Raw genomic sequence first — 25,258 nt, 5'->3', positions numbered from 1 at the left:
ATATATCAAGCGGATGTGTCGTTGGGGGGGGCGCCACCTTTCCCTGCTAGCGCTTACACCGTACTACGGGGCAAGGTGACGGTAAAGGCGCTGCCTTTGCCGAGGCCAGCGCTATACGCAGTGATGTCGCCACCCATGGCCCAAGCCAGATGGCGGGCGATGGTGAGGCCGATGCCGCTGCCGCCGCTGGCTCGCGAGCGTGAGGGGTCGGCGCGGTAGAAGCGTTCGAAGATGTAGGGCAGGTGTTCGGGGGCGATGCCGATGCCGGTGTCTTCAACAGTGACCTGCACTTGTTCGTCAACCAGTGCTGAGCGAACGGTAATGCAGCCTCCTTCGGGGGTGTAGCGCACGGCATTGCCGAGCAGGTTGAGCAGGATTTGGGCGACGCGATCGGGATCGGCGCGGGTGAGCAGCGGCTGGTCGGTGTGTTTGCAGACGACTTGCAAACAGCCGTCGAGCACTTGTGGCTGGAGTTGGGCGACGGTGCGGCGGATGACGTCGTTGATGTCGAAGGTAGTGAAGTGCAATGAGATTTGACCGGCTTCGACTCGTGAGAGGGTTTGCAGATCGTCAACCAGCTGGCGTAGGCGGCGCACTTCCTGTTTCATGTCGAGGAAGGTATCGGCTTCCGCCGGTAGCACGCCGTCGATTAAGCCTTCGAGGTAGCCTTCGATGCCGGCTAGCGGCGTGCGCAGTTCGTGGGCGACGTTGCCAATCATGGCGACGCGGCGCTGTTCGATCTGTTCGAGCGCTTCGGCCATCTGGTTGAAGCTCTCGGCGACGGCGCGCAGTTCATCGCTGGCTGGTACGTGTACACGCTCGTCGTAACGTCCGGCGGCGATGCGCTGGCTGCTGTGGGCGATGCTGCGCAGCGAACGCAAGATGCCTTGCACGAGCAAAATGCTGGTGGTGAGGCCGGCAATGGTGGCGGCGATCGCGGCGACCGTGAGCGCTTGAATAACGGCAGCGCGCACAGTGGCAAGTTGGTCGGAAGAGACCGTCTGTTCGAGCAGGGCGTTGGCGGTGAGGCTGAGCGCTACCACGCCAACAACGACGACCAGCATTTGGGCGCCGATGATTTGCCAGCGGAGTTGTCGCCAGAAATGAATCATACGTTGCATCACCAAGATTCGTACAGTCGCACGGCAGTGTGGTTCCCATCTACAGTGCCATTGAACCGCTGCGTAGGGCCGCACGGTTGTGCGGCTCCCATGGGTATGGGTTGCCCTCTATGCCGGTATATCGACGAAGCGGTAGCCGACGCCGCGGGCGGTGCGGATGAGGTTTTCGCCAGTGAGGGCTTCGATTTTGCGCCGGACTTGGCTGACGTAGACATCGACCACGCGGTCGGTGCCGTAGAAATCGGCTCCCCACACCTTCTCAATCAGGTCTTCGCGGCTAAGGACGCGGTTGTGGTTACGAGCGAGGGCTAGTAACAGATCGAATTCGGTGGGAGTGAGTTCGAGCAGTTGGCCGGCGGCGCGCGCTTCGCGGGTGTCGGGATCGATTTCGACGTAGGTGAAGCGCATAATCGAACTCTTGGCCGGTTTGCCGCGGCGCCGGCGCAAGATGGCTTCGACGCGGGCGACGAGTTCGCGCGGGCTGAACGGTTTGGTCAAATAGTCGTCGGCACCTACGCGTAGGCCGGCGACGCGATCCATCTCGTCGCTGCGCGCGGTGAGCATCAGGATGAAGACGTCGGAATGTTCGCGCAGGCGGGCAGCGAGTTCCATTCCGTCCATCCCGGGCAGCATTAAGTCGAGCACGATCAGATCGGGTTGATCTTCGAGTGCCATTTGCAAGCCTTCGGGGCCGGTGGTGGCGCACAAGACGCGGTAGCCGGCATGTTCGAGATAGGCTTTGGCGACGTTGCGAATGCTGGCTTCGTCATCGACGACGAGGATGGTCGGTTGCATAGCGTCCCTACCCAGTGTGTCCTTGTGGAGCTGCACTGATGTGAAGCTTGACTGGCCTTGTGTCGTTGCGAGGCGGTAAAACGCGGAGGCGCTGTGTGCCCGCCCTCGAAGCAATCGGTTGTATTAATAAGCATTATACCGGAGCGGGCTGATTCGGTGATCTGGGAGATTGCTTTGCGGTGGGAGGGGGTAGAGAGTCGCTATGCTCCGAATTTATCATTGCGGGGGGGCGCAGCCCCCGCAGCAATCTCCCGCTGCGGCGAGAACGAATGCTGAGCGGATTACGTTCGCTGAAGCGGGGGATTGCTGCGCCGCGCGGGGGCATAGCAGCGCGATGCCCCTCCGCGCGGCTCGCACTGACACGCAGGGAGGGGCATAGCAGCGTGATGTCCCTTCTACGTGCGCGCATTACTGAGGACAACGCCGAGCAGGTTGGCTTTGACCTTTTCGAGCTTTTGGCGCGCTTCACGCACCCGGTCGCGGCGTGAACGGCCAGCTTGCACGACCAGCAAAACGCCATCGACGCGGGTCGATAGCACGAGGGCGTCGGTGTAGCTTTGCACTGGCGGCGTGTCGAAGATCACGATGTCGGCGGTTTGGCGCAAGCGGGCCAGCAGCCCTTCCATGCGACGCGAGCCGAGCAGGTCGGCGGGACGGGGAGGCAGCGGCCCGCTGGGCAGCAAGCTTAATCCCGGCACGTCGGTCGGCTGGATAGCGAGCGGCGCATCTTGATCGAGGATCGAACTGGTGAGACCTTGCTCGTTTGAGATGCCAAAGATGGTGTGCAGGGCCGGTTGGCGGAGATCGCAATCGACCAGTAAGACCCGCTGTTCGGCTTGGGCCATGGTGACGGCCAGATTCGCGGCGGTCAGGCTCTTTTCCGGCGTGGGCTCGGCAGCGGTTAGCAGTAAGGTATGGATCGGCTTATCGAGACTCGAAAAGAGAATATTGGTGCGCAGCGTGCGATACGCTTCGGCGGCGGCGGAAGCCGGTTCGCGCAGCGTGATCAGCACCTGCTCGGGCGACGATGTCACGAGCATCACTCCTGCCTGTCTTTACAATGTACGCGAAGGCGCGAAGCGGTGGGCGGCGCAGCAGTAGCGCGACCGCCCTTCATCTAAACATAAACTCACTTCTCGGCCAGCGGTATTGCCCCTAGGGTCGGCAGGCCGACAAAGCGTTCCACATCCTCCGGTGTTTTGAGCGTGTCGTCGAGGTATTCGAGCGCAAACGCCAGCAGGACGCCTACCACCAACCCAAGGATCGCGCCAGCCAGCATGTTGATCCGGGTATTGGGCCGGATCTCGACCAGCCGGGCGGGCTGGATGCGGGTCACATTAATGCGGGCGGTGCCTTCGAGGGTGGCGTTAATACGGTTGACTTCGGCTACGATGCGCTCGCCGACGGCGTCAGCCAGCGCCTGCGATTGATCGAGGCGGGGCAGATCGACCTCGATCACAATCTTTTGCTCGTCGGGGCGGGGTTGAATATTGACATCGCGCATTAAGCGTTCGCCGCTGATGTCGAGGCCAATTTGCTGGCTGATCTGGTCAAGCACGCTTGGTTGCATCACCAGCTCGCGGTAGCTATTCATCGAGTTGCGCAGCACAATGTTGAGGCCGTTGTCGGCTTGATTCGCCAGCGCCAGATAGACTGCCTGCGAGCGGAAGGTTTGCGGTAGCAACTTGCTGATCGCATACGCGCCAACCACCGCCGCGATTGCGGTGAGGGCAATCACCCACCAGCGCTTGAACAGCACATTCACATAGTCGCGGATTTCCATAAACGTTCCCCTTTAACTGGGCGCAGTACAGTGGCGACAACCGCGAGCGCAAACCCGGCAACGAATCCCAACGCGGCGCGGAGGGCGGCATCGAACACGATTGCGCGCCGTGATACGATCGGTTGCGGATCGCCAACCCCATCGAGCACCACGACGTTGAGGCGGGTATCGGCCCGACCCCAGAAGGCGAGGCCATCATTCTGCAACACGGTAATGGCTGCTTCAGCCAGTGCCTGCGCTGCTGCCGGCGATGATGCTTCACCCCGCAGATCGACGGCGCGGTGGAGCGGCGTCATCCGTAGCCCCTGCTGAATCTCGGCGGTGCTGAGGGTGACGTTGCGGTCCGCGAGCAGCGGTTCTACCTTGGCGGCGAAAGCCGCGCTGCTCAAGACCTGCGGGAGGTCGTCGATTAGAAACTCGGTCATTTGCCAATTTTCGATCGTATCTTCGGCCCCAATGACCGGATAGGTGATCAGCAGGCGCGCTGTAGCAGCGTAGCGTGGCGGTTGTTGGAGATCGAACCAGAGACTCAACCCGCCAGCAATGAGCGCCGGCAGCAGGATGAGCAGCCAAAACCGGCGAGCGATACGAAAGAGAGTGATCAGTTCCATAGTGTCGCTAGTAGCGCCTCGCGCGAGATTTCAGAGGAACGCCGAGAGGTTGTCGAGCAACGTCTCCGTTCTTTGCACATCTTACTACACTTTACGCCGGTGCGTTGCTTATCACATCGCCGCTACGGTTTGGCGATGCAGGCTCTGCTCAAACTCAAACAGGCGTCCGGCGCGGTGGACCGCCAATACCTCATCGATAAAAGTGCGCATCGCGGTGAGGAAACGCTCGCGACTAAACAGTTCGGCGTGGCGACGCAGGGCGAGCGAGTCGACCGGATCGGTGCGAGAGAGAGCGACGGCGGCAGCTAGGGCAGCGGCGGTGGGCTGATAGAAGAAGCGTCCGGTCACGCCTTCGATCAACGTCTCGAGTGCGCCGCCGGCAGCGAAGGCAATCACGGGCCGGCCCACTGCTAGCACTTCCAGTGGGGTAATGCCAAAATCTTCTTCGCCGGGGAAGATAAAGGCGCGGCAGCGGGCGAACAGGTCGAGCCGGGTTGCTTCATCCACCCACCCCAAGAACTCGATGTTAGGGCCAGCCATCCGTTCGAGCCGCGCCCGATCGCGGCCATCACCAAAAATCTTGAGCGGTAGGCGCAGATGGTTGAAGGCCTCGATCGCCAATTCCAGCCGTTTGTAGGGGATGAGCCGGCCACCGGCGAGGTAAAAGTCTTCGGGTTGGCGTGGCTCGTAGGGCGGCAGATCGACCGGCGGCGGGATCACCATCGCCGGGCGGCGGTAGTAGCGGGCAATCCGTCCGGCCACCTCGCGCGAATTGGCGATAAAGAGATCAACCCGATTGGCGCTGGTTGTGTCCCACATGCGCAAATAGTTGAGCAGAAACGGCAACAAACGCGCTTGGAGGCCGCTAATCTGTTCACGTGCGACATAATCGCCGGTGCGCCACGCAAAGCGCATGGGCGTGTGGCAATAGCACATGTGCAGCGCTCCCGGTCGGGGAATAATCCCTTTGGCGAAAGCGCTTGAGCTACTGATAATGAGATCATAGTCACGCAGATCAAACTGCTCGAAAGCGGCGGGATACAGCGGCACATAGCGGCGGAATTGGGTGCGCCATGCCGGCAAGCGCTGCATAAACGAAGTGCGAATATCCCATTGTTGGTAAGCAACCGGCATAGCTGCCGGATCAAAGATTGACGTATAGACCGGCGCTGCCGGGAAGAGTGTGTGCAGGGCTTCGAGCACGCGCTCGGCGCCGCCGTATTGGTTCAGATAATCGTGTACCAGAGCGACCTGCATAGCCAATACCTATCCTATCCGGCTTGATGCCATTGCCGGATAGGATAGCACATTCACGCTATTGCGGTTACTTGCTGTATTGGCGACGGAGGCCAAGGCTGATCACCGTCATCAGCGCCATTGCGCCGGCGCAGACGAGGTAGGCGGTCGCGAAATCGAAGCTATCAGCGATACTAGCCATGAGAGCCACGGCGATCAGGGTGCCGATGCTAATCGTGATGTTAATCACGCTCTGGGCCACGCCGCGGTCGGTGGCAGCCACCTCTTCGAGCACCAAGGCGCGCAACGCGCCGCCGACCACAATGCCCAAGCCGCTGCCCATAATTAGGGTAGCGACCACAAACAGCCAGAATGGCGCTTGTGGCAGGCCCAGCAGGGCCGTGCCGACCGTCAACTGGCTATAGCCGATCACCATCGTCATCCGTCCGCCGATCTGCGGCAACCACCGTCCGGCGAACACCGAGGTCACCGAGGCAAGGAAGACTAGCGGCAGCAGGAAAAAGCCGGCTTGACTGATTGGTACGCCAAAGTTTACCGCGACCGAGGTAATGAAGATAATGCTGCCCATCGAAATGCCGGAACCGATGGCGAGCAGATAGACGACTTGCAATTGGCGGTTAGTAAAGAGCCGCGGCGGCAGCAGGGGCGCCAGCGCGCGTGTTTCGCGCCATGCCAGCACAGGAGTCAGCACCGCCACCAAGAGGAAGAGCCATGGCCAGATGGTAAACCCAAAGATGCGATCGAGCAATTGGTTAATGCCGAGCGTGGTGCTGACCAAGATCAGTACCAGCAGCACCAGCCCTTGCCAGTCGAAAGCGCCATTAGCCGCTTCGTGATGGGCAGCCGAGCGAGGCAAGGCACGCCATCCGAGGAAAATGACCACCGCGGCGACCGGCAAATTGAGTAAAAAGATCCAGTGCCAATCAGCGACGGCTAGGATCAAGGAAGCCATCACCGGCCCAACCAGAAAGGCCATCCCCGAAGTCGCGCCAATTAAGCCCAGCGCCTTCGCCCGTTCCGCTGAGGGTAGCACATCGCCGATCACGGCGCTAGCGGTAGGGGTAATGCCGCCGGCGCAGACGCCTTGCACGGCGCGCCCCAGCAACACCATCGTCAGATCGGAGGCCAGCGCGATCAGCAGCGAACCAATGGCAAAGCCAAAGACATTCAGCAGGTAGACATTGCGGCGTCCGTAGCGATCGCTGAGGCTGGCCATCAATGTTGTGCTGCTCAGCGAACAGAGGGTAAAGATAATCGAGACCAACACCACTTGGGTATTGTCAATCGCAAATGCTGCCCGCAATGCCGGCACGATTGGGCCAATGATTGCCGAGTCGAGTGCCGACATAAAGACGCCCACGAACAACACGGTCATAATCGCGCGGCGAGTATCGGTTTCGGGCACGGCCACCGAAGTCATGCGACCTCCTTCATCGCTGATCAAGAGATAGCGGATAAAGAGTGGAAGAGCACCGCCGTTATAGCAATGCCTGCTCTAAACCCTTCGTTATTCGATCACGTGCAATTGCGTTTGCCGGCCATGCAACCAAGCCATAACGCCCCCGGTCAGCGCAGCATCTTCTTCGAGGGCAATGCGCACCGGTTGATTGCCCCATTCAGGTACAAGCGCCACGTTATTCAACTCGATGGCGTAAACAGTCTCGTCGTACAGCGGGTAATCGCCGGCGCCGGGCACCCCCGCTTGGTGATCCCACAATCCAATCGTTGGCCCGGCAGCATGGCCATGATAGCCAAGCGGATGCGAATAGATCGAAGGTTGCAAACCTTCAGCTAGCGCACGCGCACGGGTTGCCGCTAATACCTGATTGCCGGTGCGCCCAACCCGCATCTCATCTAACAGAATATCTTGCAACCGGTTCGCTTGGGCTAACGCGGCGATAAGCCCCGCCGGCGGCGCAGTTTCATCGCGCGCTAACACATACGCATGCTGCTGTTGATCGGTGCATAGACCAAGGTAGCAAAAGCCAACATCACAATGAAGCAAATCACCGGGCCAGATCCGGTTGCGGGTTGGCGGGGCGTCAAATGGCATACCGCGAGCTTGCATACTGACGGTTGGTTGGAACCAAGCCTGCACGCCGGCCTCGTGCATGGTTTGGCGCAGCCACCACACGACATCATCGGTCGTGGTGACGCCGGGCGTAATCACGGCGCGCGAGAATGCGGCGGCGATGATCTGATGGCCAAGCGCAACTAATTCCGGGTAGACCGCTAATTCGGCTGGAATACGGCGTTCGAGCCAACCGATCACCAGCGCTTCGGCGCTGACGCAACGTTCGGCATAACGAGGGCCAAGTGCGGCGCAGAGACGTTGGTATTCAGTGTAGGTCAGGCCATCGGCAAACGCAAAGGTCTGAGATATATTCATCCCGATCCGCTGCGGATCATACTCGGCGATGAGGCGAGCTAAGCAGTCATCTTGTGATTCAGTGTCAGGATTCCAAGCCTGCCGGTAGAGATCGCCATACCCGTAGCGATCAAGCGTCAGTCGCTCGACCGTGCCGTCAGAACGGCGGGCAAAGAGCAGAATCGTACGGCGACGGGCATTCATCGCCGGCGCTGGAAGCAGCGTCATAATGACCGGGTCTTCATTGTATTCACGCGCAGTTACAACCCACAGATCGATCTTGGTGCGTTCCATTAGTTCGGGTAACAGCAGCGTCAAGCGTTCGGCTAACCATTGAGCGCGCAGATCGCTCTGCGCGCGGAGCGAAATCACAACGGGGGTCATGATCATAGCGTGAGTTCGTCTGTTCATACAGCGCCAGGTTGGGTCATTGCTCAACCTGAATCTTGACCATTATAACGCATGCGATGAAAAGGCTGCGGTTACTATCGTAGTGAGTGAGCTTAACGTAAACGGCTTAGCCAAAAAAGAGACCATACCGCTTGCTCGCAAATACGCTGGTAATTCTTGTTGTGAGAAGCCACTCATCAGAACGATCCGCAAGGAAGGGTAGCGACTGAGGAGTTCGGTCGCCAGCTCATCACCCGTTTGTCCCGGCATAGTCAAGTCGATAAGGGCGAGGGCCAATTGATGGCCGTGCTGTTCGAGCACTTGTTGCGCCTCGGCGCTGCCGGCAGCTTCGTAGACGGTAAATCCTAGCCGGCGCAACATCCGTTGCGCAACCATACGCACATCAGGTTCATCATCAACGACCAAGGCCGATCGTTCGATGTGGGCCAAAGGCTGTTTAACCACTGCTTGGGTCGGTGGTGACTCTGATGGTGTCGTTGAGATGGTATCAGCAAGGGTCGTCATTGGCCAAAAGACGGTAAAGGTTGTGCCATGATCCGGTTCGGTTGCAATGTGCAGTGCGCCGCGGTGGGCGCGCACAATGCCATTCACTGCCGCCAAGCCAAGACCGCGACCGGTAAATTTGGTGCTGAAAAATGGATCGAAAATGCGTGCTTTGGTGATGTCGTCCATGCCGTGGCCGGTGTCTTTGACAATCAGCGCGACGTAACGTCCGGGTGGCTGATCAGCGCCGATCTGCATCGTGGCCATCTCATCGGCGCTGACGTCACACGCCTCAGTCGCAATGGTAACGGTGCCGTTACCGGTAATGGCTTCAGCGCCGTTAATGGCCAAATTCATCAACACCTGCCGGATTTGGGCAATGTTGCCTTCGATCGGTAATGAGGTGGGAGAAGGTTGAACAATCAGATCAACCCGTCTGGGTAAGATACTGCGCAGCAATGTTTGCATCTCTTCTACAACCCGGTTCAGGTCAAGCCGTTGCATGTCGGGTTGGTGGCGGCCAGTGTAGGTCAATAATTGATTGGTGAGCTCGGAGGCCCGCAAAGCAGCTTGTTCGATTTGCGCCAGCAAGGGGTAGGCAGGGTGATCATCGGGCAGTTCGTTGAGGGCAAGTGACACATTGCCTAACACGCCGACGAGCAGATTATTGAAATCGTGGGTAATCCCGCCGGCCATAACGCCTAAACTTTCCAGCCGTTGAGTCTCGCGGAGTTGCTGCTCGATCCGCTCGCGTTCGCGCTCCATCCGGCGCCGTTCGGTGACATCGAGCGCAATGCCGCCAATGCCGTAGATTTTCCCCTCGTGTTCGAACAGGGGAAATTTGATCGTGGTAAACGCCGTCAACCCATCAGCCGTCCAGCGGTCATCATCGCGCTGAATCGGGTGGCGATGGCGCATGACTTCACGATCGAACGAGCGGTAATAGTCGGCCAGGGCTGGCGCGAAGAGTTCGTCGTCACGTTTGCCGATCATCGCCTGCGGTTCATAGCCGGAAAAGGCGGCTAATCGCTCGTTCACCATCAGATAGCGTCCTTCGGCATCTTTGACGAAGATCAAAGCTGGTATCTGATTGATTATGTCTTGCAGCAGGCGGCGGCTGGTTTCGAGTGCTGCTTCGGCAGTGCGTTGGGCGGAAATATCTTCGATCAAGCGGACGAGAAACGTGATCTTGCCTTCTTCGTCACGTACTGCCGAACAGGTCATGCGTCCGTACACAATGTGACCATCTTTGTGCAGGTACCGTTTTTCGACCGTATAGCTATCGCGTTTGCCGTCGAGTAATTCTTCCCACAGCAGCAAATCGGTGTTGCGATCATCGGGATGAGTACGATGCAAGATCATCTTGCCGATCAGCTCGTCGTGCTCGAACCCCAACATATCAGCAACAGCCCGATTACAATCAATGATCCGGCCATTCTCTTCGATCACCATGATCCCAATATTGATTTGGTCAAACAGTGTGGCAAAGCGCCGTTCGCGTTCGCGCAGTTCGGTGGCAAGGCGTTGTTCTTCGTCGCGGATCCGCACCCAATCAGTCACGTCACGGTTGATCTCGCCAATCAGCACGAGCCGGTGCATATGATCATAGATCGGAAAATAGGTTGTTTCTGACCAAAATTGTTGATCAACGACCCGGCCTTCGATCTCAGCTTCGGCGGTATCGTAGGGGGTGGGCGGCATTGCGGCGATTTGGCCGCGGCGGGCGGCCTCGAAGGCAGCGACGAAGCCGCGCTTCTGGGCCGCCGGATCGTTGTAGATGTTGTAGCGCCCGACGACTTGATCGATCGGCGTTGCCACCAATTGTTCATTGGCCCGATTCATCGCCACGGATAGCCCATCAGGCGCAAACAACACCATTGGGATGGGTAGTTGATGGAAGACCATATCAAACGGCAACTCATGAGCGGCCAAACTCGCGGTAAACTGCGCGCGGAGGATTGAGAGCTGTTGGCGTAAGATGGCGTTTTCGCGTTCGAGAGATCGCAATCGCTCGTGTATATCCATGACTGTGTCCTTTGAGCATTGCGGAAGGTTTGCTCCGGTTGGTTGGCCGCCCTGCATTCGTTACCGGCCGCTAAAGTTGGGGGCGCGTTTTTCGATAAAGGCGCGCATACCCTCTTTCTGATCCTCGCTGGCGAAGAGGAGGTAGAAATTGCGTAATTCAATCGCCAGCCCTTCGCGCACGGTGGTTTCGGCGGCGGTGCGCACCGCCTCTTTGACCAATTGGACGGCCAGCGGCGATTTGGCGGCGATCGTCTGCGCCACCCGGCGCGCTTCGTCGAGCAGGGTTTCCGGCGGGCAGACCCGGTTCACTAATCCATGCGCGGAGGCCTCTTGGGCGCTGATCGTTGCGCCGGTTAAGACCATCTCCATGGCGCGGTAGGGGCCGAGGGCGCGAGTAAGGCGTTGGGTGCCGCCGGCGCCGGGAATGATGCCGATGTTGATTTCAGGCTGGCCGAATTGTGCCGTCTCACTGGCCAAAATGATGTCGCACATCATCGCCAGCTCGCAGCCGCCGCCGAGCGCGTAGCCATTGACGGCGGCAATCATCGGTTTGCGGATGGCCGCAATCCGGGCCCAACGGGCAATCATGCCGCTGGTAAGCATCTCAATCGGGGTAGCGTTGGCCATTGCCTTGATATCGGCGCCGGCAGCGAACGCCCGCCCGGCCCCAGTGATGATGATGGCCCGGATCGAATCATCGACGTCATACATTTCGAGATGGCGAATGAGATCATCAATGAGGGCAGGGCTAAGGGCGTTGAGCACCTGTGGCCGGTTGAGCGTTAGGATGGCGATGGGGCCTTCGACCGAGCTGATGACCAATGGTTCGTCGTTCATGACAGTCGCTCCTTCCATATTGCAGAGGTGAGTGCATAACGACATTACAATGCACTATCATTACGTTGTCTATCGTAACCCGATTGTACCACGCCCGTTGCAGGAAATAGCCGCTCTATGGTACATTGAAGTCAGCAACATCGGGCTTCGCGCCGCCAGGAGGAGACGCGCCTTGACCCCTGTCGAAGATGCCAATCTTTCCAACCGGATTACGCCGGCCATTGAAGATTATCTGAAAGCGATCTATTTGCTGCAACAGCAGGTCGGTGCGGTGACGACAACAATGCTGGGCGAGCAGCGCGGGTCGCGCCCAGCATCGGTTACTGGGATGATCAAGAAGCTGGCCGAGATGAATCTGGTGCAACATACGCCTTATCAAGGCGTGGTGTTGACACCAGTCGGCGAGCGGCTTGCGTTGGAGGTGATCCGGCATCATCGCTTGCTCGAACTCTACCTCGTCGAGGCGCTCGGTTATAGTTGGGACGAGGTGCATGAAGAGGCCGAGCGGCTCGAACACCACATTAGCGAGAAGCTCGAGGCGCGGATCGCCGAGCGGTTGGGATACCCCGATTTTGACCCGCACGGCGACCCGATCCCCGGTGTTGATGGTGTGTTGCCGACCACCCGCGCCATCCGGCTGGCCGATCTGCCGCTCCACCAACCGGCGCGGATTGCGCGGGTGCGTGATCAGGCCGCCGAACGGCTGCGCTATCTGGCCGATCTTGGTCTCGTGCCCGGTGCGCGGGTGGTGGTGAAGGCCAGTGCGCCGTTTGACGGGCCGTTAACGGTGCAGATTTGCGATGCCGACCCGGTGCCGCTTGATCGGCGCTTGGCCCGCACGATCGAAGTTGAGGCCGATGAGCCGACAGTTACGGCGTAGCGGTCACGAAGATCGGGTTGGTAAAGAGCCACGGTTTGCCGCCCCAATACGCTTCGACGCGGTAGATGCCGTCGTCGTCAACGGTTTGCCGGATGCGGCGGATACCGCTAGTCATAACTTCGCCGTTGACGATTAAACGGGCATAGGCATCGGCGCCAACGTCAACCTCGACCAACAGCGGCCCGCCGGCAAGGCTGATCATATCGCCCATTTCCGCCGTTTCACCGGGTCGGCTGAGACGGAAGACGATCGATGGCGCTTCACCATCCAGCCGGTTGGCAAAGTAGCAGCGTCCGGCGGTGAGGGCAGCGTAGACTTGATTGGTTGCCTCCGCTGCATCATTGCTGAGCGGTTCGGCGAGCAGAATGTAGTTGGTGAGGGTGCGAAAGATCCACGGATAGGGAAAGACCTCGATCTCGCCCCATGGCGCTTGGCGTTTGAAGCCGTGGGCATCGACACCGCCAATGCCGAAGGTGCGCCGGCCAGCCATATTCAGCCGATCCCACCACCACAAGGTTGCCAGCGTGGGCCCACTCAATCCTAAGCGTGGGTTGAGCACCAGCGCCAGTTTATTGCGTTCGGTCAGGTGCTCGCCCCAATCGCTCATCAAATTCCACAACTCGAGCCCAACCACGCGCCCTTCGCGCTGGCTTGGCCCATCAATCGTCCAGTCATCCCACCGATAAATATCCTTGAACGAATTGCGGACGCGCTCGTCGGGATGGGCAATGATGCCGAAGCCGCCGCGTTCGTACACTTCATCAATAAACTGTTGCGGCGGCAGTTCGTTGCTAATCATCGCATCAACGTTGAGGGCGAGGAAGTGGTTGTGATCAGGGGTGATTTCGTAACCGACGATAACAAGGATATCGTCGTGCCAACCGGCGAAGGGCAAGCCTTCGAGGGTGTCATGGTCAGTGACAATCACCCAGCGCAGACCGGCCTCACGGGCGGCGGCGATCAGTTGCGGGAAGGTGGCCGATCCGTCCGAGTAGGTGGTATGCATGTGGATTGCGCCGGGGTAGATAAAGGGATAATTCATAGCGTACTCCGCTAATAGCATCGATATGCGGCTGTTGTAGATAGTATAGCCGCAAAGAGACACAAGCGATGCGTGAATGTCTGATGTTGGGCGGGGGCGGTGCTGGCTGTCATTGCGAGGGCGCAGAGTGCCCGAAGCAAGCTCTTACTCTAGCGGAGGGGATGCGTGAGGGGGTTCTTCATGCACCCTACCAGCACAGGGCTGATCTGGCGCGAGGTGCGCAGGCGGTTCACTTATGGAATGCGGCAGTGAAACTGCCGCACTCCACCCGCTGTCGGAGGAGATTGCTTCGCCACGCGGGGGCAATGCAGCGCATTGCCCCCGCGCGGCGGCTCGCAATGACAATGGGGGCGGGGTTATGCAGTGCATTGCCCCTACTACGCGCCTGTCAACTCCAGATATGCTACTATACTCGCGTATGATCACCATTGACATTGATGCCAGCCGGGCGACGGTGGCGCAACGTACCGGCACCGAACGCTACAGTTACGAGGTGATTGCGGCCTTAGACCGGATCGGGCCGGCTGAGGTGCAATTTCGCCTCTATATCAACGGCGGGCGCGAGCGGTTGCCGCCGCTGAGCCAGCGGGCGCAGGTACGCGATCTGCGCTTGCCGCGGTTGTGGACGCATCTGCGTCTTGGGCCGGCCAGTTGGCGCGCTCGCCCACGGGTGTTGTTTGTACCGGCGCATGTCGTGCCGCTGCTCCATCCGCCAACCGTGGTGACCATTCACGATGTGGGCTATCGGGTCTTTCCCGAAGCGCATACGGCGCGCCGCCGGCTCGAACTCGAAGTGACGACGCGGTGGAGTTTGCGCGCGGCCCGGCAGGTGCTGGCCATTTCCGAGGCAACCAAGCGCGATTTGGTCAATTGGTATGGGGTTGATCCCGACCGGATTACAGTAACGCATCTCGGTTTGAGTGCGGATTTTGGGCCACCGGACGATCCGCAGTGCGTTGGGGCGGTTCGCGCACGCTATGGCTTGGTGCAACGACCGTACCTCTTGTACATTGGTACAGTGCAGCCGCGCAAGAATCTGGCGCGGGTGATTGAGGCGCTGGCGACCGTATTAGCCGCCGGTTACGATCTTGATCTAGTGCTGGCCGGCAAGCGCGGCTGGCTGAGCGAACCGATCGAGCGGCGGGCCAGCGAGCTGGGGATTGCCGATCGGGTGCGTTTTACCGGTTATGTCGCCGATGCCGATCTGCCCGCGTTACTGGCCGGTGCGCTGGCGTTCGTCTTTCCGTCGCTGTACGAGGGCTTTGGGATACCGGTGCTAGAGGCGATGGCATGCGGTGCGCCAGTCATTACCAGCACGATCTCGTCGCTGCCGGAAGTGGCCGGCGATGCGGCGCTGCTGGTTGATCCGCTCGACGTGCATGCGATTGCCGCGGCTATCATGCGCGTGCATGATGATGCGGCCTTGCGCACTGATCTGCGGCAGCGCGGTTTGGCGCGCGCGCGCCAGTTTACGTGGGAGGCGTGCGCGCAGCGGACGCTGGAGGCGTTGATGGCGGAATGAAGATGGATCCTGCTCTTGAACACAACCTCGCGACCGATCCCTTCCTTGCCGGTATCCAGCTTTTCAACGCCGGTGAGTATTGGCATGCCCACGAGCAATGGGAAATCTGCTGGCGGGTGGCGCAGGGAATAGAGGCCGAGTTTTACAAGGCCTTGATCCAGATCGCGGCGGCGCTGGTGAAGTGGCGGCAGGGCAACCGGCGCGGCTTGCAGCTCAATTGGGCCAAGGCGCAGCGCCGGCTGGCGCAGTTGCCGGCGGTGTACCGCGGGGTCGATTTGGCAGCGTTGGCGACGGCAATAGTAGCTATCGTGGCCGATCCGGAACACGGGGAGCGGCCACGCATAGGAGCATAGCGCCGCTATGCCCCTACCTAATCGTCGTCAAGCCGGCGCGGGATGACGCGCGGCGCGCGGCGCGGTTCTTTCGGCGGCGGTGGGCCGAGGACGAGATCGAGCGCCTGTTCGATCCGTTCGATCAGGTGGATGGTCAATTGCCGGCGCAAGACGGCTGGAATCTCAGTTAGATCATGCTTGTTGCGCTTGGGCAGAATGATCTGGCGAATGCTGGCCCGGTATGCACCAAGCACCTTCTCTTTCACGCCGCCGATCGGCAAAATCCTCCCGTGCAGCGTAATCTCGCCGGTCATGGCAATATCGTGACGCACCGTGCGCCCGGTTAGCGCCGAGATCAAGGCAGTAGCGATGGTCACACCCGCCGAAGGGCCATCTTTCGGGGTAGCGCCTTCGGGAACGTGGACGTGAACATCGAGCTTATCGAAGTGGCGGCCCTCAATGCCCAAACGGGCAGCGTTAGCGCGGGCAAACGAAAGCGCCGCCTGCGCCGACTCTTGCATCACCTCGCCGAGCTGGCCGGTGAGCAGCAGATTGCCTTTGCCGTCCATCAACACCACTTCCACCGGCATAATGTCACCGCCGGCGCTGGTATAGACCATCCCAACCGCCACCCCTACCTGATCGCTCGGATCAATCTTGCCAATCTCGAAGCGGGGTGGGCCAAGCAGTTTGGGTAAGGCGCGCGGCGTGATTTGGCGCTGGTAGCGTTTGCCCTCGGCGATGCGGCGAGCGATTTTGCGGCAGATCGCGCCAATCTCGCGTTCAAGATTGCGCACGCCGGCTTCGTAGGTGTAGTTGCGGATAATCGCGTGAATCGTTTCATTCCCGAACCGGATCGTCGCCGGCGGCAGGGCGCTGTCGGTCATTTGGCGCGGAATGAGGAAGCGGCGGGCGATGTGCAGCTTCTCATCCTCGGTATAACCCGGCAACTCCACCAGCTCCATGCGGTCGAGCAGCGCGTCAGGGATAGCGTCGGCGACGTTGGCGGTGGTGATGAACAGGGTCTGGCTGAGGTCGTAAGGCAGATCGAGATAGTGATCGCTAAAGGTGCTGTTCTGTTCGGGATCGAGCACCTCAAGCAGAGCTGCTGCTGGATCGCCGCGAAAATCGCTGCCCAGTTTATCAACCTCGTCGAGCATAAAGACCGGGTTGATCGTGCCGGCCACCTTCATCCGCTGCAAAATGCGTCCGGGCAGCGCGCCGATATAGGTGCGGCGGTGGCCGCGAATCTCGGCCTCGTCATGCACGCCGCCAAGACTAAGGCGGACGAAGCGGCGACCTAGCGCCTCGGCAATGCTCTGACCGAGGCTGGTCTTGCCGACGCCAGGAGGGCCGACGAAGCAGAGGATGGGCGCGCGGCGGGCGGGGCCGGCCAGTTGGCGCACGGCGATGTATTCGAGGATGCGATCCTTAACTTTGCGCAGACCATAATGGTTGCGTTCGAGCACCGCCGCTGCAGCGCGTAGATCGCGATTCTCCGGGCTGGCGTTGCTCCAAGGCAAAGAAATCAGCCAATCGAGGTAGGTGCGCAGCATGCCGTGTTCGGGCGACATTGGCGAGATGAGATCAAGCCGGGCTAGTTCCTCCTCGAAGCGGGCCATCGCATGGGCCGGCAGCCCGGCGGCAGCGGCGCGTTCGCGCAAGAGAGTGATCTCGCGGCGCGACGGATCCTCTTGGCCGAGTTCGCGTTGGATGGCGCGCAACTGCTCGCGCAGAAACATCTCGCGCTGGCTGCGATCAACCTCCTGCTGCACTTGGCTGTGAATGCGATTTTCGAGTTCGAGTAGATCGAGCTCTTTAGCCAGCAAGACTTCGAGATGGCGCAGCCGTTGTTCGATATCAACCAATTCCAGAATTTTTTGCCGCTCTTCGACCGAGATGGGCAGCAGGGCGGCAATAATATCGGCCAACTCGCCGGGTTCGGCGCTGTTGAGCGCGGTGAGATAGGCATCGTCGGGCAAATTGCGCGACAAGCGGACGATCTTCTCGAAGGTAGTCAGGATCGTGCGGCTGAGTGCTTCGACCATCAGCGCCGCATCTTCATCGAGCGGCGGTGTTTCAAGTGGCGCGGCCAGCACGCGCAGCGCCGGATGTTCGGCTACCACACTGATGATTTGCATCCGTTGCCGGCCTTCGAGTACCACGCTCAACGTGCCGTCGGGTAGGCGGCGCAGCCGTTGCACAATCGCTTCAACGCCGATCGAGTAAAGGTCGTTCATCCCAACCGAAAAATCTTCGGTCGGGCCGCGGGCGGCAACCGCCAGCACAACCCGATCGCTGGCGGCAGCTTGCTCTACCGCATTGATTGCGCGTTCGTCATTGACGAACAGCGGCGCCAACATTTGCGGGAACAGGACGCTGTCGAGCAACGGGAGCACTGGCCGCTCGACCGGCGTTGCATCGACAGTAGGTGATGGCGATTGTTCGTTGGCCGGAGTCGTGGTCATAGCCTCGCTCCTGCGCAGGCCAGCGGGTTGGTTGAACAGTGTGCCTGCGCGTTGTCATGATTGTACGTTCAGTGTAGCATATACTGGCAGGTTTCGCGTTGTTTGTTGGTTGTTGTAAGAAAGAAGACGGTGAAGATTTCGCTCAATGACCTCACATTGCACGTCGAGCTAGTCGGAGCAGGGCCGCCGCTGCTATTGTTGCATGGCTTTACCGGCAACGGGCAGACGTGGCAACCGCTGGTTCCGGCCCTCGCTGCACACCACACGTTGGTGATGATTGATCTGATCGGGCATGGCCAGAGTGACGCTCCCGATGATCCGGCGCGGTATGCGATCGAGCAGTGCGTGGCCGATGTGCTGGCGCTGCTCGATCAGCTCAGTTTTACGCGGGTTGATCTGTGCGGCTATTCGATGGGCGGCCGGATCGGGCTGCTCTTGGCTGCCGGCGCGCCGGAACGGGTGGGGCGGCTGGTCTTGATCGGGGCCTCGCCGGGGTTGGCCGATCCGGTGGAACGGGCGGTGCGCTTAGTGAGCGATGAGGCGCTGGCCGAACGGATCGAGCGCGAGGGGCTGGAGTGGTTTGTCGAGTATTGGGCGGCGCAGCCGATTTTCGCGTCGCAACAACGGTTGCCGGCGCCGGTGCGTGCGGCGCAGCGGATGCAGCGGCTGGCCGGTAGCGCGCGTGGGTATGCCAACGCGCTGCGCGGGATGAGCGTCGGGCGGCAGCCGTCGTTGTGGGCGGCATTGCCGGCCATTGCAACCCCCACTCTGCTCATCACCGGCGCGTTCGACGAGAAGTTCTGCGCGATCGGGGCGCAGATGGCGGCGCTGATGCCGCAGGCGCGTCACGTGATCGTGCCGGATGCCGGTCACGCGGCGCAGATCGAGCAGCCAGAGATGGTTGGCGGGTTGATCAGCGATTTTCTGGCTGAAGCGACAGACTGACATTTCTTTCGCTGAAGCGGGGATTGCTTCGGGGGCTGCGCCCCCTCGCAATGACATGCGGAAAGTGCTCCCTTGCAATGACATGCAGCAAGAGTCCCCGCGTATGACCATCGATACTGTTACCGACCTACCTCATGCACGCACCGAAACCCTCGGCTGCCGAGGCCAAACGATCTGACATCAGTCCCCACTGTGTCGTGGTAGACGACGTAGTAGGCCTCTTGCGTGCTTGCTTCAGCAGCCGTCCACAAATAGATGATTGGCGCGCGCGGCTTCCACAAGGGCGTCTCTTTGTCGGGCCGGGAGGTGCATGGTTGGACGCCGGCTTGGCCATTCCACGCGCAACCGGCCTGCTCGCCGTGATACACCAACGAGCGCATCACCTCATCGGTCGTGGGCATCCGCCAGACATATTGGGCGGTGGTTTCTAGCCGTGATCCATCGGTGCTGAGGTAGAGGCAGGCGTTATAGCGTTGCATATCCTGCGTGGTTGCGCAACCGGCGCTGGAGGTGAGGTTGCAGCCGCCCGGCAAGCCATCGGTTTTGCCGGCGAAGCCAACCGGCGGCAAGCCGTAGAGCGCCAGTTCGTTCCACGTTACGCTCGCCGCCCAACCCGGCCCAGCCGGGGCCCAAATCAGGGTGACGCCGTTGCCGGCAATCTGCCGCGTACCGTAGTTGCCGTCATCAACCCGATTGGCGACGCGAATGGCTGGCTCAATCGCAAACCCAACCCCAATGAGCAGGGGGATGCCGGTAGCGAGCAGGTACCCCAGACGCCGGGCCGGGCGCGATTCGGTTTGGGCGTGGGGTTCCCAGCGTAAGAACAGAATGCCGATCACGACCAGCAGGCCGCTCACCGGGAACCACGCGAGGACACTGATGAGACTCAAGCCAAGCCGCGCCGCAATGCTGGCGAGCACCCAACCGTAGAATATGACCCCGATCCCGATGAGTAGCCAGCCCCCTACGCGCGGATACGTCAGGGCGATGAGGGTGATCGCCAACGAGCCGAGCGCCGGCAGCAGATAGAAGAGCCATTCAAACGGCGCATACCATCCCTCGTGAAACAGCTCGCTCACACCCCACAACGCCCACAATCCGGTCACGCTGATGCAGAGGAACAACGCAACGTTTCCCGCCGAGAAGATGCGTTTCATGGCTGGCTCCTGTATTGGCTGGCTAACGCATCAAGGATTGCCAGCGACTGCGCGCGTCGTTCCCACGGCACGAAGAGATGATCGTGGTAGTAGGCCGATACCACATTCACGCTGATCCCGGCTTCCGCCAAGCGCTGGCTGATCACAGCCAAAAACCCTACCACCGTTAAGGCCGAATGGACGGTCAGCTCAATGTACGCCCATGTACTATTGAAGGATAAGCCATGTTGTCGCGCTTCTTGGGCGGTCACAATGACGGTCACGCCCTCGCGCTCGCGAAAGATGCCGAGCGGGGTTGCCGCCAATCCGGCTAGCTCGCGCGGGGTGATGGTGCAGAAGGCGTACGCTTCCGCGTGCAAAACCGGCTGCATCGTCGCGAGGAGCGTAGCCACATCAGTTTCACCAGGCATGATAGGTGCGCTCCTTGGTTTGGCGCTCTCGCAATGATTGACCCGCGTTGCTGGCGGATAGTGCGTACAACGACAATGGTGACGTTAGCGCCGGTCTTGCTCTAGCCGAATAGTGAGGTGTAAATACTGTTAACGTATTGGTTTGCCGCCTGCCTTGATATACAATGTTCCTATCATACTCTCACGCAAACGTCAATAAGGCAGTGCAGCCGGGTGTCAATATGAAGTGGCGGGAAGGTGTGTGCTCAGAGGGTCATTGTAGGTGGTAGCGCATCCAGACGGACTGGGCGCCGGTTTGTGCTGACCACTGCTGCGCGCGCCGTCTCCTTTGCGCTAGCTGGCGTCTGCGCCGGGTATCGCTGTCTTTGGTCGTCTGCGTCAGACAGTCGTGTTGGGGTGCCGATGTCGCTTCATTTGCTATTGTGAGGAGGGACGTTATGGCTCTTGGCGGGTACGCAAACCGAGTCGCCCATGTCGACCTGACGGCTGGAACGGTGGAATATCGCGGCATTCCTGAAGACTGGGCGCGCAAGTATGTCGGTGCGCGCGGGCTTGGGGTGCGCTATATGCTCGAGAATGGCCCGCAGGTTGATCCACTCTCGCCCGATAACCTGCTCTGCTTTATGAACGGCCCGCTGACCGGCACCGAAGCGAATATGAGCGGGCGGATGGCGATCGTGACCAAGTCGCCCCTGACCGGCACCGTCACCGATAGCCATCACGGTGGTTGGTCGGCGGCGCGGCTGCGCTGGGCCGGCTTTGACGGCCTGTTGGTGAAGGGCAAGGCCAGCGGCCCGGTCTACCTGTACGTGCATGATGGCATCGTCGAGATTATGGATGCCTCGGAGGTCTGGGGCAAAGGTATTCACGATACGGTCAAGTTCTTCCGCGAGCGCTACGGCGAGAAGGAGCTGAGCGTGATCGCGATCGGCCCCGCCGGTGAGAATCTGGTCAAGTTTGCCTGCTGGGTCAACGAGAACGACCGCGCCAGCGGGCGCGGCGGCACCGGCTGCGTCGGCGGCAGCAAGCTGCTTAAGGCGGTAGTGATCAAGTCGGCCAAGAAGATGCCCAAGGCGGCCAACCTCGATGCGTGGAAGCCGGCCTACAAGCGTGCCCTCGCCACGATCATGGATGAACGCAACATCACGAGCCCGTGCAAGGGCAGTCTCTCGGTTTACGGCACCAATGTGCTGATGAACATTACTAGCGCAATGGGGGCGTTGCCCACCAAGAACAGCATGCTTACCTCGTTTGGCGCCGATGCCGAGAAGCTTAGTGGCGAGTATGTCAAGGAGCATATGCTGGTCAATGACCCGACCTGTCACGCTTGCCCGGTGGCCTGTAAGAAAGAGGTCGAGATCAAAGAGGGGCCGTGGAAGGGTCTCCGCATGGAGAGCGTCGAGTACGAGCCGGCGTGGTCGCTCGGCGCGAACTGCGGTAACGATGATATTAACACCGTCGCCAAGCTGATCGATATGTGCAACGACTACGGTATGGATGCCATCGAGCTGGGCCATCCGCTTTCGGTGTACATGGAAGCGACCGAGCGCGGCTATACCAACGGCGCTGGCGGCTTGGCGTGGAGCGACACAATGGCGATGGTCGAGATGGTGCGCAAGATTGCGATGCGCGAGGGGATCGGCAATGTGATGGCCGATGGCGCCGAGGCGACGGCGCGGTATTTTGGCCACTCCGAATTGGCGATGACGGTGAAGGGCCAAGGCGTGCCGGCCTACGATCCACGTGGTCTGAAGGGCATGGGCATTGCCTACGCGACCAGCAACCGCGGCGCCTGCCACCTGCGCGCCTATACCCCCGCCGCTGAGCTAGGGGTGATGCCGTTCGGATCGCTCAAGGTCGATCCGCTGGCGTGGAAGGGCAAGGGTGAGCTGGTGAAGATCTTCCAAGATGTTCACGCCTTCTCCGACAGCCTCGATCTGTGCAAGTTCAGCGCCTTCGCCGAAAGCGCTGAGGAGTACGCGGCCCAGTATGCGGCGATGGTCGGGGTTGAGTGTACGCCGGAAGATGTGCTCAAGATCGGTGAGCGCATCTACAACCTCGAGCGCTACTACAACAATCTGGCCGGTTTCCGCGAGGGCAGCGACTATCTGCCGGCTCGCTTCACCCAAGAGCCGTCAACTATGCCCGGTTCGGAAGGCCACGTCTGCGAGCTTGATGAGATGCTGGCCGAGTACTACGCGGCCAGCGGCTGGGTGAATGGCGTGGTGCCGGAGAGCAAGCTGCGCGAGCTGGGGATTATTGATTAAGTGGTGAGCTGGTTAGCCGTGGGGCGGGCGCTCGGATGCGCTCGCCCCGTTCTAATGACTGAAACGTGATGCAAGTGAATTTCTATGCGACTCTGCGCCCGATCGTCGGTGGCCGGACGGTAGAGTTCCAAGTTGGCGAACATGTGACGGTGAAACAACTGGTTGATGTCATCGTCGAGCGGTTTCCGCGCCTGCGCAAAGAGCTGCTCAACGAAGACGGCAACCTCTACCCGCACGTGCATGTGTTTATCAATGGCCGCGATGCGCCGTACCTGCCTAATGGCGTCGAGACGGTGATCAAGCCGGGTGATACGGTTGATATTTTTCCCGCCGTTGCCGGCGGGTGATATTCGCTAAGGAACTAATGCGGTGAGGCTTGCCTCACCGCTACTGTTTCCCCCATACGGGAGATGTCATACCCTCCCAACGCCGCAACCGCCTGCCGGTAGGCGGGTTCAACCAACATCTGCCGGAGCGGCGCCAACAAATCGCTCTCCCAATGGCGACTCGGAATGGCGAGGTCGTACTGTTCGCTAAAGAGCGGAATGAAGGTCAGGCCCAAGGCTTGGGCAGCGGCGCGAATGCCGAGGCCGACATCGGCCGCGCCGCTCTGCACCGCCGCCGCAACCGCCATGTGCGTATACTCTTCGCGTTCGTAGCCGGTGATGGCGCTAGGGTCAATTCCCGCTTGGCGCAGTTGGTAATCGAGCAGCACCCGCGTGCCTGATCCGCGTTGCCGGTTGACGAAGCGCACCCCGGTGCGGGTGAGATCAGCGAGCGTGCGCAATCCCAGCGGGTTGCCCGGTGCCACCAGAAAGCCCTGTTCGCGATCGGCCAAATGCACCAGCACAATCTCTTCAGCGGGCAGGTACCGCCGCACATACGACACGTTATACTCGCCGGTCTCTTCATCGAGCAGATGCACCCCGGCAAGGTGCGCGTCGCGGCGCTTGAGCGCCATCAAGCCGCCGAAACTGCCCACGTTGGCCGAGCTGAGCCGGCGGCCTGCGCCGGTGCGTTGCAGATAGCCGGCCAAGAGGTCAAGGGCTAGATCGTGGCTGCCAATCGCGACGATGGTAGACTCGATCTCGGCCTGTGGGCGCAGCAGCTCGACCGTTACTTCGGCCCCAGCGTGCAACCCTTCGGAAAAGCGGGGAATATGGGCGATCGCGTCGGCTCGGATCAGCGATGTCACCACACCGGCTCCGCGCGAGAGCGGCGTCGCGATCAGCCTTCCGTCTACCCGGCCCAACGTCACGCGCACAAACTCATCTTCTCCCATGGGCGAAAGCAGCTTGCGGCTAATAGACGCCGTCGCCTTGGGCCGTTCCGGCGGCGTTAGTCCTTGCAGCCGGTAGAGCAACGGGCGCAGGAAGAGTTCCGCCGTCAATGCTGCCGAGACGGGGTAGCCGGGCAAACCAAAGGCGGGCTTGCCGCCGGCCACGCCGAGGATGACCAGATGGCCGGGGCGAATCGCGACGCCATGCACGGCCACCTCGCCAAACTCGGCGATGAGCAGTATAGTCTTCGGAACCGGCGGATGAACCGGCGTTAATCACAATCACATCATGGTTCGCCAGCGCTTCCGCCACTGCCACGCGCAACAGCTCTTGCCGGTCGGGAACGGGCGGCAGGCGGGTGGGCACTCCACCCCACTCCTCAACCAAACCGGCAAGAATCAGCGAGTTGAACTCGATAATCTCACCCGGCTGCACCGGCTGGCCCGCCGCTGCGCGCGCAGCGGCGGCTTCCGGCGTAATCAGCTCGGTGCCGGTAGGGATAATCGCCACCCGCGGACGGCGCCGCACGGTGACGGTCGCGTAACCGGCGGCAGCAATCGCGCCGAGATCGACCGGACGCAAGACCACCCCTCAGCGACGATCAGCTCTGTCGCCACAATATCTTCACCAAGCGGGCGCACGTGTTGCCACGGCACCACCGCAGCATTGATCGCCACCGTTGTCTCATCGAGCACCTGCACATTCTCGGCCATTACCACCGCATCGGTGCCGGGAGGCATCGGGTCGCCGGTATCTACCCACACCACCTGCTCGCCGAGGGTGAGCGTCAGCGGCGAAGACTCGGTCGCGCCGGCGGTGACAGCCGCGCGCACGGCAATGCCGTCCATCGCGGCGGCGTGATAATGCGGTACCGAGCGCGCGGCCCACACCGGCGCGGCGGTAATCCGTCCGCGGGCTTGAGCCAGCGGGATGGTCTCGCTGTCGAGCAGATGCACCCCGCCGGCACGCGCGAGGGTCGCTTCAAAGTGGGCAATCGCCTCATCGAGAGCGCGATCTTCGAGGTAGTAGCGTCGTTTTGACATAAGATTCTCTATGGTGTTATGGGGGCGATTCCAATTGAAGACTCAGCTCATCCGCTCCCCCCTTGTCATTGCGCGCCGCCGGAGGCGGCGAAGCAATCTCCTGCGAGCACGGGAGCAATGCCTGCCCGCCCTGGCATCCGCCAAAGCGGGAGATTGCTTCGGGCGCTGCGCGCACTCGCAATGACAATAGCGCGAGCGGCCCTGCGCTGCGCTGGGGCCGC

General features: G+C 60.6%; 20 protein-coding genes and 1 pseudogene. 6 read left to right on the top strand and 15 right to left on the bottom strand.

Translation table 11 applies throughout. The features are described 5' to 3' along the window. Positions 1–53 precede the first annotated feature (53 nt). The 10 genes from U9R61_RS08735 to U9R61_RS08690 all read right to left on the bottom strand — a co-directional run bounded on the left by U9R61_RS08735 (position 54) and on the right by U9R61_RS08690 (position 11,691). Positions 54–1,121: a sensor histidine kinase gene (locus U9R61_RS08735; RefSeq protein ID WP_322488431.1), complete on the bottom strand. Its 1,068-nt coding sequence runs from the start codon at positions 1,119–1,121 to the stop codon at positions 54–56. A 108-nt stretch (positions 1,122–1,229) separates the two neighbouring features. Then, positions 1,230–1,916 (bottom strand): response regulator transcription factor, encoded by a 687-nt coding sequence (locus tag U9R61_RS08730; protein ID WP_322488430.1) that lies wholly within the window; start codon positions 1,914–1,916, stop codon positions 1,230–1,232. 395 nt (positions 1,917–2,311) lie between these two features. Then, a complete protein-coding gene (locus U9R61_RS08725; RefSeq protein ID WP_066783675.1) occupies positions 2,312–2,956 on the bottom strand; it encodes a CpsD/CapB family tyrosine-protein kinase in 645 nt (214 codons plus the stop codon). An 89-nt stretch (positions 2,957–3,045) separates the two neighbouring features. Further along, positions 3,046–3,699 carry a YveK family protein gene (locus U9R61_RS08720; protein WP_322488429.1) on the bottom strand — a complete coding sequence of 218 codons (654 nt, stop codon included), beginning with the start codon at positions 3,697–3,699 and terminating at the stop codon, positions 3,046–3,048. Continuing rightward, complete coding sequence (locus tag U9R61_RS08715) at positions 3,678–4,310, bottom strand: lipopolysaccharide biosynthesis protein (RefSeq protein WP_322488428.1); 633 nt, start codon at positions 4,308–4,310, stop codon at positions 3,678–3,680. Before U9R61_RS08715 ends, U9R61_RS08720 begins: the two co-directional genes overlap by 22 nt. A 111-nt stretch (positions 4,311–4,421) precedes the next feature. Beyond that, positions 4,422–5,567 (bottom strand): glycosyltransferase, encoded by a 1,146-nt coding sequence (locus U9R61_RS08710; protein ID WP_322488427.1) that lies wholly within the window; start codon positions 5,565–5,567, stop codon positions 4,422–4,424. A 67-nt stretch (positions 5,568–5,634) separates the two neighbouring features. Next, on the bottom strand, positions 5,635–6,987 hold the full coding sequence (locus tag U9R61_RS08705; RefSeq protein WP_322488426.1) for an MFS transporter: 1,353 nt from the start codon (positions 6,985–6,987) through the stop codon (positions 5,635–5,637). Positions 6,988–7,074: 87 nt separating this feature from the next. Continuing rightward, positions 7,075–8,325, bottom strand: coding sequence for a M24 family metallopeptidase (locus tag U9R61_RS08700; protein WP_322488425.1), 1,251 nt, complete (start codon positions 8,323–8,325; stop codon positions 7,075–7,077). A gap of 63 nt (positions 8,326–8,388) precedes the next feature. Beyond that, complete coding sequence (locus U9R61_RS08695; protein WP_322488424.1) at positions 8,389–10,854, bottom strand: PAS domain S-box protein; 2,466 nt, start codon at positions 10,852–10,854, stop codon at positions 8,389–8,391. Positions 10,855–10,914: 60 nt separating this feature from the next. Then, positions 10,915–11,691, bottom strand: coding sequence for an enoyl-CoA hydratase-related protein (locus U9R61_RS08690; protein WP_322488423.1), 777 nt, complete (start codon positions 11,689–11,691; stop codon positions 10,915–10,917). 172 nt (positions 11,692–11,863) lie between these two features. Between U9R61_RS08690 and U9R61_RS08685 the strand changes: the two genes are divergently transcribed. Further along, a complete protein-coding gene (locus U9R61_RS08685) occupies positions 11,864–12,571 on the top strand; it encodes a metal-dependent transcriptional regulator (RefSeq protein ID WP_322488422.1) in 708 nt (235 codons plus the stop codon). Here the strand turns inward: U9R61_RS08685 and U9R61_RS08680 are convergent. Beyond that, positions 12,561–13,613: a CehA/McbA family metallohydrolase gene (locus U9R61_RS08680; protein WP_322488421.1), complete on the bottom strand. Its 1,053-nt coding sequence runs from the start codon at positions 13,611–13,613 to the stop codon at positions 12,561–12,563. The two genes, U9R61_RS08685 and U9R61_RS08680, sit on opposite strands and share 11 nt — an antisense overlap. 418 nt (positions 13,614–14,031) lie before the next feature. Here U9R61_RS08680 and U9R61_RS08675 point away from each other — a divergent pair, with 418 nt between their 5' ends. Together U9R61_RS08675 and U9R61_RS08670 are read left to right on the top strand one after the other, a co-directional pair. After that, positions 14,032–15,135: a glycosyltransferase family 1 protein gene (locus U9R61_RS08675; RefSeq protein ID WP_322488420.1), complete on the top strand. Its 1,104-nt coding sequence runs from the start codon at positions 14,032–14,034 to the stop codon at positions 15,133–15,135. Between the two features lie 2 nt (positions 15,136–15,137). Beyond that, the gene (locus tag U9R61_RS08670; RefSeq protein ID WP_322488419.1) at positions 15,138–15,488 is read left to right on the top strand and encodes a DUF309 domain-containing protein; all 351 of its coding nucleotides are present in this window, start codon (positions 15,138–15,140) and stop codon (positions 15,486–15,488) included. A 17-nt stretch (positions 15,489–15,505) separates the two neighbouring features. Here the strand turns inward: U9R61_RS08670 and lon are convergent, their stop codons facing one another. After that, positions 15,506–17,935, bottom strand: coding sequence for an endopeptidase La (gene lon, locus U9R61_RS08665; protein WP_322488418.1), 2,430 nt, complete (start codon positions 17,933–17,935; stop codon positions 15,506–15,508). A 129-nt stretch (positions 17,936–18,064) separates the two neighbouring features. Between lon and menH the strand changes: the two genes are divergently transcribed. Then, complete coding sequence (gene menH, locus U9R61_RS08660; RefSeq protein WP_322488417.1) at positions 18,065–18,880, top strand: 2-succinyl-6-hydroxy-2,4-cyclohexadiene-1-carboxylate synthase; 816 nt, start codon at positions 18,065–18,067, stop codon at positions 18,878–18,880. A gap of 119 nt (positions 18,881–18,999) precedes the next feature. Here the strand turns inward: menH and U9R61_RS08655 are convergent, their stop codons facing one another. Beyond that, the gene (locus tag U9R61_RS08655; protein WP_322488416.1) at positions 19,000–20,037 is read right to left on the bottom strand and encodes a hypothetical protein; all 1,038 of its coding nucleotides are present in this window, start codon (positions 20,035–20,037) and stop codon (positions 19,000–19,002) included. Then, positions 20,034–20,447, bottom strand: coding sequence for an ACT domain-containing protein (locus tag U9R61_RS08650; RefSeq protein ID WP_322488415.1), 414 nt, complete (start codon positions 20,445–20,447; stop codon positions 20,034–20,036). Before U9R61_RS08650 ends, U9R61_RS08655 begins: the two co-directional genes overlap by 4 nt. 437 nt (positions 20,448–20,884) lie before the next feature. On the opposite strand from U9R61_RS08650, the gene U9R61_RS08645 reads away from it, so the two are divergent. Together U9R61_RS08645 and U9R61_RS08640 are read left to right on the top strand one after the other, a co-directional pair. Then, positions 20,885–22,714 (top strand): aldehyde ferredoxin oxidoreductase family protein, encoded by a 1,830-nt coding sequence (locus U9R61_RS08645; protein ID WP_322488414.1) that lies wholly within the window; start codon positions 20,885–20,887, stop codon positions 22,712–22,714. Between the two features lie 68 nt (positions 22,715–22,782). After that, the gene (locus U9R61_RS08640) at positions 22,783–23,061 is read left to right on the top strand and encodes a ubiquitin-like small modifier protein 1 (RefSeq protein ID WP_322488413.1); all 279 of its coding nucleotides are present in this window, start codon (positions 22,783–22,785) and stop codon (positions 23,059–23,061) included. A gap of 14 nt (positions 23,062–23,075) precedes the next feature. Here the strand turns inward: U9R61_RS08640 and U9R61_RS19925 are convergent. Next, positions 23,076–25,037: pseudogene (locus tag U9R61_RS19925) on the bottom strand (molybdopterin biosynthesis protein). Between the last annotated feature and the right edge of the window lie 221 nt (positions 25,038–25,258).

It is taken from the genome of Chloroflexus sp., from assembly GCF_034431535.1.
Classification (GTDB): Bacteria; Chloroflexota; Chloroflexia; order Chloroflexales; family Chloroflexaceae; genus Chloroflexus.
This window is presented reverse-complemented; position numbering and strand designations above follow the sequence as displayed.